Origin of the sequence: Streptomyces sp. NPDC047072, assembly GCF_040643855.1 — a bacterium.
GTDB lineage: Bacteria > Actinomycetota > Actinomycetes > Streptomycetales > Streptomycetaceae > Streptomyces.
The window spans coordinates 1-14,645 of record NZ_JBEYVC010000043.1 but is presented as its reverse complement, the minus strand read 5'-3'; the positions used below and the strand labels follow the sequence as shown (position 1 = coordinate 14,645).

At 68.5% G+C, this 14,645-nt stretch carries 12 protein-coding genes and 1 riboswitch; of the genes, 4 read left to right on the top strand and 8 right to left on the bottom strand.

Features of this window, described 5'->3' with window-relative positions:
* Positions 1-157: 157 nt before the first annotated feature.
* From ABZ896_RS20225 to ABZ896_RS20190, 8 genes are all read right to left on the bottom strand, one after another.
* On the bottom strand, positions 158-1,171 hold the full coding sequence (locus ABZ896_RS20225; protein WP_360930511.1) for a ribonucleotide-diphosphate reductase subunit beta: 1,014 nt from the start codon (positions 1,169-1,171) through the stop codon (positions 158-160).
* The gene (locus ABZ896_RS20220) at positions 1,171-3,525 is read right to left on the bottom strand and encodes a ribonucleoside-diphosphate reductase subunit alpha (protein ID WP_360930508.1); all 2,355 of its coding nucleotides are present in this window, start codon (positions 3,523-3,525) and stop codon (positions 1,171-1,173) included. Before ABZ896_RS20220 ends, ABZ896_RS20225 begins: the two co-directional genes overlap by 1 nt.
* A 121-nt stretch (positions 3,526-3,646) precedes the next feature.
* A riboswitch (cobalamin riboswitch) is annotated at positions 3,647-3,806 on the bottom strand.
* 22 nt (positions 3,807-3,828) lie between these two features.
* On the bottom strand, positions 3,829-4,332 hold the full coding sequence (locus ABZ896_RS20215; RefSeq protein ID WP_360930505.1) for a GNAT family N-acetyltransferase: 504 nt from the start codon (positions 4,330-4,332) through the stop codon (positions 3,829-3,831).
* A 73-nt stretch (positions 4,333-4,405) separates the two neighbouring features.
* Positions 4,406-6,016: a monocarboxylate uptake permease MctP gene (mctP, locus tag ABZ896_RS20210; RefSeq protein WP_360930502.1), complete on the bottom strand. Its 1,611-nt coding sequence runs from the start codon at positions 6,014-6,016 to the stop codon at positions 4,406-4,408.
* Entirely contained in the window at positions 6,013-6,267 is a 255-nt protein-coding gene (locus ABZ896_RS20205; RefSeq protein ID WP_360930499.1) for a DUF3311 domain-containing protein, read from the bottom strand. Before ABZ896_RS20205 ends, mctP begins: the two co-directional genes overlap by 4 nt.
* 120 nt (positions 6,268-6,387) lie before the next feature.
* Positions 6,388-6,585 carry a YbdD/YjiX family protein gene (locus tag ABZ896_RS20200; RefSeq protein WP_360930496.1) on the bottom strand — a complete coding sequence of 66 codons (198 nt, stop codon included), beginning with the start codon at positions 6,583-6,585 and terminating at the stop codon, positions 6,388-6,390.
* Positions 6,569-8,695 carry a carbon starvation CstA family protein gene (locus tag ABZ896_RS20195; protein WP_360930493.1) on the bottom strand — a complete coding sequence of 709 codons (2,127 nt, stop codon included), beginning with the start codon at positions 8,693-8,695 and terminating at the stop codon, positions 6,569-6,571. Before ABZ896_RS20195 ends, ABZ896_RS20200 begins: the two co-directional genes overlap by 17 nt.
* Before the next feature lie 74 nt (positions 8,696-8,769).
* Complete coding sequence (locus ABZ896_RS20190; RefSeq protein WP_360930490.1) at positions 8,770-9,534, bottom strand: GntR family transcriptional regulator; 765 nt, start codon at positions 9,532-9,534, stop codon at positions 8,770-8,772.
* 318 nt (positions 9,535-9,852) lie between these two features.
* Here ABZ896_RS20190 and ABZ896_RS20185 point away from each other — a divergent pair, with 318 nt between their 5' ends.
* The 4 genes from ABZ896_RS20185 (at position 9,853) to ABZ896_RS20170 (ending at position 14,514) form a co-directional block, all read left to right on the top strand.
* Positions 9,853-11,136: an extracellular solute-binding protein gene (locus ABZ896_RS20185; RefSeq protein ID WP_360930487.1), complete on the top strand. Its 1,284-nt coding sequence runs from the start codon at positions 9,853-9,855 to the stop codon at positions 11,134-11,136.
* A 64-nt stretch (positions 11,137-11,200) separates the two neighbouring features.
* Positions 11,201-12,181 (top strand): sugar ABC transporter permease, encoded by a 981-nt coding sequence (locus tag ABZ896_RS20180; RefSeq protein WP_360930484.1) that lies wholly within the window; start codon positions 11,201-11,203, stop codon positions 12,179-12,181.
* Positions 12,178-13,017 (top strand): carbohydrate ABC transporter permease, encoded by an 840-nt coding sequence (locus tag ABZ896_RS20175; RefSeq protein WP_360930481.1) that lies wholly within the window; start codon positions 12,178-12,180, stop codon positions 13,015-13,017. The genes ABZ896_RS20180 and ABZ896_RS20175 overlap by 4 nt, the downstream gene beginning before the upstream one ends.
* A 9-nt stretch (positions 13,018-13,026) precedes the next feature.
* Positions 13,027-14,514, top strand: a complete 1,488-nt coding sequence (locus ABZ896_RS20170; protein ID WP_360930478.1) for a glycoside hydrolase family 3 protein — start codon at positions 13,027-13,029, stop codon at positions 14,512-14,514.
* The last annotated feature ends 131 nt before the right edge of the window (positions 14,515-14,645 follow it).

The following is a 14,645-nucleotide window of genomic DNA, read 5'->3' as shown; positions in this document are numbered from 1 at the left end:
GCGTAGCGGCGGCAGATCACGCAGTCATGAGCATGACGTGCCAGAAGCTAGCCGGGTGGAAAGAGGCGGGAGAAGCGGTGGCAGGAGAACTTTGCTGCCCCATAGCAGGCTCATGGACGGCCCATGGACGCTCCATGGGCCGTCCCTAGCAGAGCGGTCAGAAATCCTCGTCGAGGTCGACCGTGCCCTCGACCGCGACCTGGTAGGCCGACGGGCGGCGCTCGAAGAAGTTCGTCAGCTCCTGGACGCCCTGCAACTCCATGAAGGAGAAGGGGTTCTCGGAGCCGTACACCGGAGCGAAGCCCAGGCGGGTCAGACGCTGGTCGGCGACGCACTCCAGGTACTGGCGCATCGAGTCGGTGTTCATGCCGGGCAGGCCGTCGCCGCACAGGTCACGGGCGAACTGCAGCTCGGCCTCGACGGCCTCCGCCAGCATGTCGGTGACCTCCTGCCGGAGCTGCTCGTCGAAGAGGTCCGGCTCCTCCTTGCGGACGGTGTCGACCACGTCGAAGGCGAAGCTCATGTGCATCGTCTCGTCGCGGAAGACCCAGTTGGTGCCGGTGGCGAGGCCGTGCAGCAGGCCCCGGCTGCGGAACCAGTAGACGTACGCGAAAGCGCCGTAGAAGAAGAGGCCCTCGATGCACGCGGCGAAGCAGATCAGGTTGAGCAGGAAGCGGCGGCGGTCGGCCTTGGTCTCCAGCCGGTCGAGCTTCTCGACCTCGTTGATCCACCGGAAGCAGAACTCCGCCTTCTCGCGGATGGAGGGGATGTTCTCCACCGCGTCGAAGGCGGCCGCACGGTCCGCCGGGTCGGGGAGGTAGGTGTCCAGCAGGGTCAGATAGAACTGGACGTGCACCGCCTCCTCGAACAGCTGCCTGGAGAGATACAGGCGCGCCTCGGGGGAGTTGATGTGCTTGTAGAGCGTCAGCACCAGGTTGTTGGCGACGATCGAGTCGCCCGTCGCGAAGAACGCCACGAGCCGGCCGATCAGATGGTGCTCCTCGGGCGTCAGCTTCGCGAGGTCGGCCACGTCCGAGTGGAGGTCGACCTCCTCCACGGTCCAGGTGTTCTTGATGGCGTCCCGGTAGCGCTCGTAGAAGTCCGGATAGCGCATGGGGCGCAGAGTCAGCTCGAAGCCCGGGTCGAGCAGGTTGGTGTTACGGCTGGACATTACTGGCAGGCCTCGCAGGACTCGGGGTTTTCCAGGGAGCAGGCGATGGCGTCTTCCGTTTGCTGGACGGGGACCGTCGCCTGGGCGGCGCGGGCGATACGGGTCGCCGGGCGCGAGCGCAGGTAGTACGTCGTCTTCAGCCCGGACTTCCAGGCGTACGCGTACATCGAGGAGAGCTTGCCGATGGTCGGCGTCTCCAGGAAGAGGTTCAGGGACTGCGACTGGTCCAGGTACGGCGTGCGGGCGGCGGCCATGTCGATCAGGGAGCGCTGCGGGATCTCCCACGCCGTGCGGTACAGCCGTCGTACGTCCGCCGGGATCCACGCGAAGTCCTGCACCGAGCCGTTGGCCTCGCGCAGCGCCTCCCGGGTGCGGGCGTCCCAGACGCCCAGCTCCTTGAGGTCCCTGACCAGGTAGGAGTTGACCTGGAGGAACTCGCCGGAGAGCGTCTCGCGCTTGAACAGGTTCGAGACCTGCGGCTCGATGCACTCGTACACGCCCGCGATGGAGGCGATGGTGGCCGTGGGGGCGATGGCGAGGAGCAGGCTGTTGCGCAGGCCCGTGGTGGCCATGCGCTCGCGCAACGCGGCCCAGCGCTCGGGCCAGTTCGTCTCGACGCTGTAGTGGTCGGGGTGCAGCACGCCCTGCGCGGTACGGGTCTTCTCCCAGGCGGGCAGCGGGCCGTTGCGCTCGGCGAGGTCGGCGGAGGCCTCGTAGGCGGCGAGCATGATGCGCTCGGCGATCCGCGTGGAGAGGGCCTTCGCCTCGGGCGAGTCGAAGGGCAGGCGCAGCTTGAAGAAGACGTCCTGGAGACCCATCGCGCCGAGGCCGACGGGACGCCACTTGGCGTTGGAGCGGCCCGCCTGCTCGGTCGGGTAGAAGTTGATGTCGACGACGCGGTCGAGGAAGGTGACGGCGGTGCGGACGGTCTCGTCGAGCCGCTCCCAGTCGATGTCGTTTCCGTCCACGAACGCGCCGAGGTTCACGGACCCCAGGTTGCAGACCGCCGTCTCGCCGTCGTCCGTGACCTCCAGGATCTCCGTGCAGAGGTTGGAGGAGTGGACCGTGTGCCCGGGCAGGGCCGTCTGGTTGGCGGTGCGGTTGGCCGCGTCCTTGAAGGTCATCCAGCCGTTGCCGGTCTGCGCGAGGGTGCGCATCATGCGGCCGTAGAGGTCACGGGCAGGGATGGTCCTGCGCGCGAGCCCGTCGGCCTCGGCCTTCCGGTAGGCCGCGTCGAACTCCTCGCCCCACAGGTCGACCAGCTCGGGCACATCGGCGGGTGAGAAGAGCGACCACTCGGCGTTCGCGTTCACCCGGCGCATGAACTCGTCCGGGATCCAGTGCGCGAGGTTCAGGTTGTGCGTACGGCGGGCGTCCTCGCCGGTGTTGTCGCGCAGCTCCAGGAACTCCTCGATGTCGGAGTGCCAGGTCTCCAGGTAGACCGCGGCCGCGCCCTTGCGCCGGCCGCCCTGGTTCACGGCGGCGACACTCGCGTCCAGCGTCTTCAGGAACGGGACGATGCCGTTGGAGTGCCCGTTGGTGCCGCGGATGAGGGACCCGCGCGAGCGGATCCGGCTGTACGACAGCCCGATGCCACCGGCGTGCTTCGAGAGCCGGGCGACCTGGTGGTACCGGTCGTAGATGGAGTCCAGCTCGTCGATCGGGGAGTCGAGGAGGTAGCAGGACGACATCTGGGGGTGCCTGGTGCCGGAGTTGAAGAGGGTGGGGGAGGAGGGGAGGTAGTCGAGGCGGCTCATGAGGCCGTAGAGCGCGGCGACTTCGTCGAGCGCCCTTGCGGTGTCGTCCTCCGCGAGGCCGGAGGCCACCCGGAGCATGAAGTGCTGGGGCGTCTCGATGACCTTGCGGGTGATCGGGTGCCGGAGGAGGTAGCGGCTGTGGAGGGTACGGAGGCCGAAGTAGCCGAAGCGGTCGTCGGCCGCGGGGTCGACGAGGGCGTCCAGCTTCTCGGCGTGGACGCGCACGAACTCGGCGGTCCGGTCGGCGATGAGGCCCTCGCGGTGGCCGACGCCGACGGACCCGGTGAACGAGGTGACGCCCTGCGAGGCGGCCTCGGCGGCGATGGAGATCGTCAGCAGCCGGGCGGCCAGCCTGCTGTAGGCGGGGTCCTCGGAGATCAGCCCGGCCGCCGCCTCGGTGGCCAGCTCGCGCAACTCCGACTCGTCGGCCCGCGCGGACCGGCCACGGAGCGCGGCGGCGGCGACCCTGCCGGGGTCGGCGTCGGGAAGGTCGGCGGTCAGCTCGGCCAGGATCCGCAGTAGCGCGGCACCGGGGCCGTCGTGGTCCTGCTCGGTCCGCTCGATCGCTGAAGCCGGGTCGGCTGGCGCGATGGTCACGTGGGGCTCTCCCTCGCTGGGCACGGGGCCTGGAGGGCAGGGGGCGGCACACGAGCGCGCACGGCGTCGCGTCCACCGGCCCATTCCACGAGGCCTGGACGTCAGTTGCACCCGGGCCACGGCGGCCGGGCACACTGTCGGCAGGTCCTCGGACTGACTCTCATGTGCGCCTATGCACGCATGAGTACACCGTTGCGGGACAGTTCCGGATTCCCACCGGATTCCCCTGCGGCGACAGCGAGCATGAGCATACATCTTGTGCCGGGTGGGGGAAGCAGCCCCATATGTTGTGTCGTGGTGACTTCAGAGCGTCAACTGATAGGTGAGGAGCGTGAAGTCGTTGTCGGGGATCGGGTGCCAGTCGCGTTCCGGGGCGCGGGTGAAGCCCAGGCGCTCGTAGATGCGGTGGGCCGTGTGCATGGTGGGCTGGGTGCACAGGACCACCGCGGTGGTGTCCGTTGCTCGGGCCCGGTCGATGCAGGCTTGTACGAGGGCCTTGCCGACGCCTCTGCCGCGGGCTTCGTGGAATACGGCGAGCATGCGGATCTCGGCCTCTCCGGGGCGGGCGAGTTCGGCGAAGGGGCCGCCGGACGGGACGTAGGTGACTCCGCCGAGGATTCGGTCGTCCGTCGCGGCGACCAGGACGTCGGCTTCCGCGGCTCGCTTGGCCACGTTCTTGAGTTCCTGGAAGTACCAGTCGTCTTCGTCGCCGAAGGCGAGCAGCCCGTCCTGGAGGTAGGCCTGGGCGGTGATCTCGCCCAGGTGTTCGTAGTCGGTGGGTTCGGCGGGGCGGATCAGGATGTCCATGGGGGTGAGTGTGCACGACGGGCACGACAACGGGCCGCCGGACAACCTCTCCGACGGCCCGTGAACGGTGTGCCTAGTGGGCCGACCCCGCTGTCGCCGGCGGCAACTCCACCTCCACCCCCGGGTCGCCCGCGTCCGCCGTGTAGTCCTCCGGGCTTGTCTCGTCGACGCCCTCCGGGGCCTTCAGCGCCTTCAGCGCGAAGGTCAGGATCACCGTCACCACCACGTTGAGCACGAACGCCGTCAGGCCGATGTAGCCGATCTCGCCGATGCCCGGGATCTCCTTCGCCGAGCCGCCGAAGTGCTTCTGGGTGGGGGAGGCCACGCCGTACGCCGCGACCGTGCCGTAGACCATGCCGACCGCCCAGCCCGCGAGCAGCGCCCAGCGGTGGAACCAGCGGGTGAAGAGACCGCCGACCAGGGCCGGGAAGGTCTGGAGGATCCAGATGCCGCCCAGGAGCTGGAAGTTGATCGCGACCGTCTTGTCCATCGTGAGGACGAAGACCAGCGCGCCGACCTTCACCAGCAGCGACACGATCTTGGAGACCTGCGCCTCCTGCTTCGGCGTGGCGTCCGGCTTGATGAAGTCCTTGTAGATGTTGCGGGTGAAGAGGTTCGCGGCCGCGATCGACATGATGGCCGCCGGGACGAGCGCGCCGATGCCGATCGCCGCGAACGCCACGCCCGCGAACCAGTCCGGGAACATGTTCTCGAACAGCTGGGGGATGGCGAGTTGGCCGTTGGTGACCTTCACGCCCGCCGCGATCGCCATGAAGCCGAGCAGGGCCAGCAGGCCGAGCATCAGTGAATACAGCGGCAGGATCGTGGTGTTGCGGCGGATCACCTCACGGCTGCGGGAGGAGAGCGTCGCGGTGATCGAGTGCGGGTACATGAAGAGCGCGAGCGCGGAGCCCAACGCCAGCGTGGCGTACGTCCATTGGCCCGCTTCCAGCGGGACCAGGCCGCCCGCCTTGGCCGTGGTGTACTTCTCGTTCGCGGCACTGAAGATCTCGTCGAACCCGCCCAGCTTGATCGGGATGTAGATGATCGCCACCGCGATGACGATGTAGATCAGCGTGTCCTTCACGAACGCGATCAGCGCGGGGGCGCGGAGCCCGGACGAGTAGGTGTACGCGGCCAGCACGCCGAAGGCGATCAGCAGCGGCAGGTCCTTGACGAACCAGTTCGTGTCCGCCCCGCCGCCGACGCCCATCACGTCCAGCACGGCCTGGATGCCGACCAGTTGGAGCGCGATGTACGGCATCGTCGCCAGGATCCCGGTGAAGGCCACGGCCAGCGAGAGGCTCTTGGAGCCCCAGCGCCCGCGCACGAAGTCCGAGGTCGTCACGTACCCGTGCTTGTGGGAGACCGACCACAGGCGGGGCAGGAAGGTGAAGATCAGCGGGTACACGAGGATCGTGTACGGCACCGCGAAGAAGCCGGCCGCGCCCGCCGCGTAGATCGCCGCGGGGACGGCGACGAAGGTGTACGCCGTGTAGAGGTCGCCGCCGAGCAGGAACCAGGTGACCCAGGTGCCGAACGACCGTCCGCCCAGGCCCCATTCGTCGAGGCTGTGCTCGTTCTCGGCCTTGCGCCAGCGCGCGGCGAGGAAGCCCATGACCGTGACGGCCAGGAAGAAGAAGATGAAGACGCCGAGCGCGACGCCGTTGACGCCGTCGTTCACTTGGTACCTCCGTGGCGGGCGCGCTGGTCACGCTGCCAGAGCTTGTACGCGATCATCGTCAGCGCGGTCGAGATCAGCACCCACAGCATCTGGTACCAGTAGAAGAACGGGATGCCGATGAACGTCGGGTCGACCTTGGCGTACGAGCCGACCCACAGCATCGCCACGAACGGTGCGAGGAGGCACAGGCCGATGACGACCCGGACCGGTGTCACCACCGGTGGTCTCTGGTCAGGCGCGTCTGATGACATACGGCGGCTCCGTCTCCTTCGCTGATCACCTGTGTAACGCGCAGGCAATCTAGGTCACGGCGTCCCGTCGGCGGAAGACCTCATCCGCATATCGGTATGTCGATTCTGTGAAGCACCCGTTCAGCAGCACCGGAAGCCCTGGCGGGGGTCTCTTTCCTGCCGTTCCGTCCGCATCCGCTCGAACGTGCGCCGCGTCGGCACCGGCGCCTGTGGGTGGTCCCTGCGCAGGTGCACGACATAGCGGTCGTACGCCGACTCGTCGGTCAGTTCGCGGACGTACCAGCGCACGGTCCGCAGCGCTTTAAGAAGAGACCGCATCCCGCGCCTCCTCCTTCTCCGCCCGCGTCGGGACCAGCCCGGCCGGGGCGACGATCCTCGACTCGACGTACGGCGACTCGCTGAGCGTGGACAGCGCCGGGCGCCTGACATGGCGTACGCAGACCCGCAGGGCGTCGGCGACGACGACCACGATCAGCAGGGCGAGGACCGCCGAAAGGACTCCGTCCACCGTGGAGTTGGTGACCACGGTGTGCATGTCGTCCATGGTCTTCGCGGGGGCGAGGACCTCGCCGCGGTCGATCGCGGCCTGGTAGACCGAGCGTTGCTTGAAGAAGCCGACCCTGGGGTCGCCGGAGAACACCTTCTGGAAGCTGGCGGTCAGGGTCACGGTCGCGTCCCAGGCGAGCGGGACCCCGGTGATCCAGGCCCACTTGAGACGGCCCGACTTCACCAGCAGGGTTGTGCAGACGGCGAGGGCGACGGCGGCGAGCAGCTGGTTGGAGATGCCGAAGATCGGGAAGAGCTGGTTGATCCCGCCGAAGGGTTCGTGGACGCCGACCCAGAGGAAGTAGCCCCACAGCGCGCAGACGATCCCGCTGGTGATGACCAGGCCCGGCTTCCAACTCACGTTCTTGAACGGCCTGATGACGTTGCCCAGCATGTCCTGGAGCATGAACCGGCCCACGCGCGTGCCCGCGTCCAGCGCGGTCAGGATGAACAGCGCCTCGAACATGATCGCGAAGTGGTACCAGAAGGCCCTCAGGCTCCCGCCGGTGACCTTGGAGAAGATCTCCGAGACACCGACCGCGAGAGTCGGCGCGCCGCCGGTGCGGGAGAGCAGGGACGCCTCCTCGACGTTCTTCGCGGCCTGGGCGAGCTCGGCGGGGGAGATGGAGTAGCCCCAACCGCTCACCACCTGCGAGGCGTTGTCGACGGTCGTGCCGATCACCCCGGCCGGGGCGTTCATCGCGAAGTACAGGCCCGGGTCGATGATGCTCGCCGCGACCAGCGCCATGATCGCGACCGACGACTCCATCAGCATGGAGCCGTAGCCGATCATCCGGACCTGCGTCTCCTTCTGGATCATCTTCGGCGTCGTACCGGACGAGATCAGAGAGTGGAAACCCGACAGGGCTCCGCAGGCGATCGTGATGAAGACGAAGGGGAACAGGGAGCCCGCGAAGACCGGGCCGTCACCGCGCGAGGCGAAGTCCGTGACCGCGTCCATCTTCAGCGTGGGCAGGGCGATGACGACCCCGAGGGCGAGCAGGCCGATCGTGCCGATCTTCATGAAGGTGGAGAGGTAGTCGCGGGGCGCGAGGAGCATCCACACCGGCAGGATCGAGGCGATGAACCCGTACGCCACCAGCCAGACGACCAGCGTCGAGGGCGCGAGGGTGAAGGTGTCGGCCCAGGACGACTCGGCGACCCAGCGGCCCGCGACCAGCGCGAGCAGCAGCAGTGCTACGCCGATGAGGGAGACCTCGCTGACCCGGCCCGGGCGCAGGACCCGCAGGTAGAAGCCCATCAGCAGGGCGATCGGGATCGTCATCGCGATGGAGAAGGTGCCCCAGGGGGAGGCGGCGAGCGCGTTGACGACGACCAGGGCCAGCACGCCGAGCAGGATGATCATGATGGCGAAGGCGGCGACCAGCGCGGCCGCGCCGCCGAAGGGGCCGATCTCCTCGCGGGCCATCTGCCCGAGCGAACGGCCGTCCCTGCGCGTGGAGAAGAACAGCACGACCATGTCCTGGACCGCGCCCGCGAAGATGACGCCGGCGATGATCCAGATCGTGCCGGGGAGATAGCCCATCTGCGCGGCGAGGACCGGGCCGACGAGCGGGCCCGCGCCCGCGATCGCCGCGAAGTGGTGGCCGAGCAGCACACGGCGGTCGGTGGGGTGGAAGTCGATGCCGTTGTCGAGGCGTTCGGCCGGGGTGGCCCTGGTCGGGTCGACCTTGAGGACCTTGTGCGCGATGAACTTCGCGTAGAAGCGGTAGCCGATCGCGTACGAGCCGAGGGCGGCGGCGACCATCCAGGCGGCGGAGACGTTCTCGCCGCGGGCCAGCGCGAGGACGGACCAGCCGGTCGCGCCGATGAGCGCAACGACGGTCCAGATGACGATGGTTCGGACGTTCGCGGTACGCACGAGGCGGTCCTCCCGTCCAGACGGAGTCGGGAGGACCGTAGAACAGGATGTGCGCTTGCGCTACAGGGCGTGCACTAGTCGACCGGCCTCTTCAGGCGGGCCACGAACTTGTACCGGTCCCCCCGGTACACCGACCGCACCCACTCCACCGGCTCGCCCGTCTTGTCGTACGAGTGCCGGGACAGCATCAGCATCGGCAGGCCGACGTCCGTGCCGAGCAGGCCCGCCTCGCGCGGGGTGGCCAGCGAGGTCTCGATGGTCTCCTCGGCCTCGGCGAGATGGACGTCGTAGACCTCGGCGAGCGCGGTGTAGAGAGAGGTGTACTTCACCAGACTGCGCCGCAGCGCGGGGAAGCGCTTGGCGCTGAGGTGGGTCGTCTCGATGGCCATCGGCTCGCCGTTGGCCATGCGCAGCCGCTCGATGCGCAGCACCCGGCCGCCGGCCGTGATGTCGAGCAGTTCGGCGAGCCGGTCGTCGGCGGTGATGTAGCCGACGTCCAGCAGCTGCGAGGTCGGCTCCAGGCCCTGGGCGCGCATGTCCTCGGTGTACGAGGTGAGTTGCAGCGCCTGCGAGACCTTCGGCTTGGCGACGAACGTGCCCTTGCCCTGGATCCGTTCGAGGCGCCCCTCGACCACCAGCTCCTGGAGCGCCTGGCGGACGGTCGTGCGGGAGGTGTCGAACTCGGCGGCCAGGGTGCGCTCGGGCGGTACCGGCGTGCCGGGCGACTGGGTCTCCGTCATGTCGAGCAGGTGCTTCTTGAGGCGGTAGTACTTGGGCACACGCGCGGTGCGGACGCCTGCCCCGCCCTCGTTCTCCGCACTGCTGACGTCGGTGGTCATGGTCTGCCTTCCCGGCTCCGGATGCGGCTCACGTCGTGATCCCTCTGTATATCGCCGACCCGGCTTCTGGTCTAGTCCATAGGTCTGGTCCACGGGTTGAAGTGGTCTAGCGGACGAGAGTACTCCGCCGCCGCTGTTTTCGCTGGCTTCTTTACTAATGGTTCCTGCATATGTAGGTCGCATAACGGCTGGTCAGGGCGGTTTCGAGCACTCTTGACAGGTCCTCTGGTCTGGTCCAAGCTCCCCCTACTGGTCTACACCATTGGTCCAGGTCCCGGCCCATGGGCAGGGGGGTGTGGCATCCCTGAGGAGGGTGGCGTGAAGCGCAGGCTGATAGCCGCGATCGGTATCGCGGGCATGATGGTCTCGGTCGCGGCGTGTGGGGGCGGCGACAGCGGAAGTTCGGACAACAGCGGCGCGGACGCCAAGGAGCTGACCGTCTGGCTCACCGTCGACGCCCAGAACAACTGGCCCGAGCTGGTGAAGGCCGCCGACGCCGCGGTCCAGAAGAAGCACCCCGGCGTCAAGATCAAGCACGAGTACTACGGCTGGCCGGACAAGAACACCAAGCTCGACGCGGTCCTCGCCACCGACAAGGCCCCCGACGTGGTCGAGATGGGCAACACCGAGATGCTCGGCTACATGGTGAAGGGCGCCTTCGCCCCCCTCGACGCCTCGAAGTTCACCAACTCCTCCGCGTGGCTCGACGGCCTCAAGGCCTCCGTGACCTACGACGGCAAGACCTACGGCGTCCCGTACTACGCCGGCGGCCGCGTCGGCAACTGGCGCAAGGACCTCTTCGCCTCGGTCGGCGTCAAGTCCACCCCCAAGACCTACGCCGAACTGACCTCCGCCCTCGACAAGGTCCAGAAGAAGGAGGGCGACAAGTTCTCCGCCTGGTACCAGCCCACCCGCGACTGGTACGCGGCCATGTCGTTCGTCTACGACGCCGGCGGCTCCATCGCCGTCGACTCGGGCGGCACCTGGAAGGCCAACCTCTCCTCGCCGGAGTCCATCAAGGGCCTGACCGAGTTCAAGAACGTCATCGACAAGTACATGCACGGTGACAAGACCAAGGACGAGTCCGACCGCTACATCGTCTACGGCCAGGGCAAGTCCGGCATGATCTTCGGCGCGGCCTGGGAGGGCGCGACCTCCGCGGACCCGAAGAACGACAAGACCGGCAAGCTCAAGGACAACCTCGAGAACTTCGTCATGCCGGGTCCGTCCGGCAAGAACATGCCCGTCTTCCTGGGCGGTTCCGACCTCGCCGTCCCGGTGAAGTCGAAGGCGCAGGACCTCGCCGCCGAGTGGATCAACGCGTACGTCGGTCCCTCCGGCCAGAAGGGCCTGATGGCCAAGGGCAACCTGCCCAACAACAAGACCGACCTCGCGACCCTGAAGAACGACCCGGCGACCGCCGTTCCGGCCACCGCCGCCGAGTCCAACTGGTTCGTGCCCATGGCGCCCGGCTGGGGCCAGGTCGAGAAGGCCCAGGTCCTGCAGAACATGCTCCAGAGCATCGGCACCGGCAAGCAGTCCGTCGAGGCGGCGGCCAAGGCGGCCGACGAGCAGATCGACAAGGTCATCAACACGAAGTGAGCAGGAGCAGGGCCCCGTCGCGACGGACGGGGCCCTGCTTCTCGTACGGCCTGAGGAGCGCGCGATGAGTGCCGCAGACACCACCACACCCACCGAGGTGCCGCCGCCGATGTCGGTACCACCGCCCTCTCCACCCGTGGCGACCCGCAGAAAGCAGGGCTCCGCCGCCACCCCCTGGCTGCTGCTCGCGCCCTGCCTGCTGATCCTCGGCCTGGTCATGGGCTATCCGCTGGTCCGCCTGGTGACCCTGTCCTTCCAGAAGTTCGGGCAGTCCCAGCTGTGGGGCTTCCTGCCCGCCCAGTGGGTCGGCTTCGACAACTTCACCGCGATCCTCGGTGACGGCGACTTCTGGACGGTCGTCGTCAGGACCATCGTCTTCGCGGCCGCCTGCGTGATCTTCACGATGGTCTCCGGCATGCTCATCGCGCTGCTGCTCCAGCGGGTCTCCGGCTGGGTGAAGCTCCTCATCAACATCGCGCTGGTGGCCAGCTGGGGCATGCCGATCGTCGTCGCCACCACCGTCTTCAAGTGGCTCTTCGACGCCGACTACGGCATCCTCAACGCGCTGCTCAGCAAGCTCCCCGGGGTCGATCTGATCGGCCACAACTGGTTCGCCAGCGGACCGCAGGGCCTCGCCGTCATCACCCTGCTCGTGGTGTGGGGCGCGGTGCCCTTCGTCGTCATCACCCTCAGCGCCGGTCTCACCCAGGTCCCGGCCGAGCTGGAGGAGGCGGCCCGGCTGGACGGCGCGGGCGCCTGGGGCGTCTTCCGGTACGTCACCCTGCCCATCCTCAAGCCGATCATCGTGATGCTCACGACCCTGTCGGTCATCTGGGACATGGGCGTCTTCCCGCAGGTCTTCATCATGCGCAACGGCCACCCGGAGCCGGAGTTCCAGATCCTGCCCACGTACTCCTACGACCGCGCCTTCGTGGTCAACGACTACGCGCAGGGCTCGGCGATCGCCCTGATCACCGTGCTGTTGCTGCTCGGCGTGGTCGCCGTCTACATGCGGCAGATGCTGAAGATCGGAGAGGTCGAATGAGTTCTGTCTCTGTGGCGCGCCGGAAGTCCCGGCTCGGCTGGAACCTCCTCGGTCTCCTCGTCTTCCTCACCGCTGGCTTCCCCGTCTACTGGATGCTCAACACGGCGTTCAAGCCGGCCAAGGACGCCATCGACCCGGACCCGAGCCTGCTGCCGACGGGGATCACCCTCGACAACTTCAGCCGCGCGCTGGACATCGCCGACTTCTGGGGCCCGGTCGGCCGCAGCCTGATCGTCTCCCTGTCGGTCGTGGCGATCGGCATCGTGGTCGGCACCCTGGCCGCGCTCGCCATCTCCCGCTTCGCCTTCCGCGGCCGCAAGGTCGTGATCGTCGGCATCCTCGCGGTCCAGATGGTCCCGCTGGTCGCCATGATCATCCCGGTCTTCCTGCTCCTGAACGACCTCGACCAGTACGACAAGCTGTCGGGCCTGGTCATCACGTACCTGACCTTCATCCTCCCCTTCACGGTGTGGACGTTGCGCGGCTTCATCGTCAACATCCCGAAGGAATTGGAGGAGGCGGCGATGGTGGACGGCTGCTCCCGCACCACCGCCTTCATCCGCGTGGTCTTCCCCCTGCTCGCCCCGGGCATGGTCGCGACCTCGGTCTACGCCTTCATCCAGGCCTGGAACGAGTACCTGTACGCCCTCATGCTGCTCAGCCAGGAGCACCAGACCGCGACCGTCTGGCTCGGCAACTTCACCACCAAACACGGCACCGAATACGCGCCGATGATGGCCGGTTCCACCATGATGGCCGTGCCGATCGTGGTCCTCTTCCTCCTCGTCCAGCGCAAGATGGCCGCGGGCCTCACCGCGGGCGCCGTGAAGGGATAACGCCCCCCGATGACGACATTCGCCAGCGGCACAGACACCCTGACTCGGGACGCCCTCACCGTCCTCCAGCCCGGCTTCACCGGCACCACCGCCCCCGACTGGCTGCTGCGCCGCGTGGGCGAGGGCCTCGCCTCGGTGGGCCTGTTCGGCCGCAACATCACCTCGCCCGAACAACTCGCGGCCCTGACCGCGCAGTTGCGCGCCGAACGCGACGACATCCTGGTCGCGATCGACGAGGAGGGCGGGGACGTGACCCGCCTGGAGGCCCGCACCGGCTCCTCCTTCCCCGGCAACCACGCCCTCGGCGCGGTCGACGACGTGGAGCTGACCCGCGAGGTCGCCGCCGAACTGGGCCGCCGCCTCGCCGCCTGCGGGGTCAACCTCAACTGGGCGCCCTCCGCGGACGTCAACTCCAACCCCGACAACCCGGTGATCGGCGTCCGCTCCTTCGGCGCCTCCTCCGACCTGGCCGCCCGCCACACCGCCGCCTGGGTCACCGGCCTCCAGTCGGCCGGCGTCGCCGCCTGCACCAAGCACTTCCCGGGCCACGGCGACACCGCCGTCGACTCCCACCTCGCCCTGCCCCGCATCGACGCCGACGCCTCGGTGCTGCTGGAGCGCGAACTGCGGCCCTTCCGCGCCGCCATCGCCGCCGGCAGCCGCGCGGTGATGAGCGCCCACATCCTGATCTCGGCCCTGGACCCCGACCGCCCGGCGACGCTGTCGCCACGGGTCCTGACCGACCTGCTCCGCGGCGAACTCGGCTACGACGGCCTCATCGTCACCGACGGCATGGAGATGCAGGCCATCGCCGGCACCTACGGCATCGAACGCGGCAGTGTCCTCGCCGTCGCCGCCGGTGCGGACGCGATCTGCGTGGGCGGGGGCCTCGCCGACGACGAGACGGTACGGCGGCTGCGCGACGCCCTCGTCGCCGCCGTCCGCTCGGGCGAACTCCCCGAGTCCCGGCTGGCCGACGCGGCGGAGCGGGTCCGCGCGCTGGCCCGCTGGGCCGTGACCGCGACCGACCTGGAGTCCGACACCGGCGCCGATCCGGAGGTGGGCCTGCGAGCGGCCCGCCGCGCGGTGACGGTCTCGGGGCGGGCGGGCTTCACGCCCCTCACCGAGGCGCCCTACGTCGCCGCGCTCACGCCGGTGGCGAACATCGCGGTGGGTTCGGAGACGCCGTGGGGTGTGGGGGCGGAACTGTCCCGACTCCTCCCGGGCACCCTGACCGGCAGCCACACCGGCGACAACGCGGGGGCGGAGGCGCTGAAGGCGGCCGGGTCCCGCCGTATCGTCGCCGTGGTCCGCGACGAGCACCGGCACGCCTGGATGTCGACGGCCCTGGACGTCCTGCTGCGGGAACGCCCCGACACGATCGTGGTGGAGATGGGCGTTCCGCAGGCACCTGCGCGGGGCGCTCTACACATCGCGACGCACGGGGCGGCACGGGTGTGTGGGCGGGCGGCAGCGGAGGTTGTCGCGGGTCGATAGTGCTTGGACCTGTGGTTTGCGGGGTGCGGGTAGTGGTGGGCTGGTCGCGCAGTTCCCCGCGCCCCTAAGGAGGTTGCACTTCACCCACCCCACTCCAGGCGGCTGAGCCGAGCGCGGCCCTGGCTGTTCTC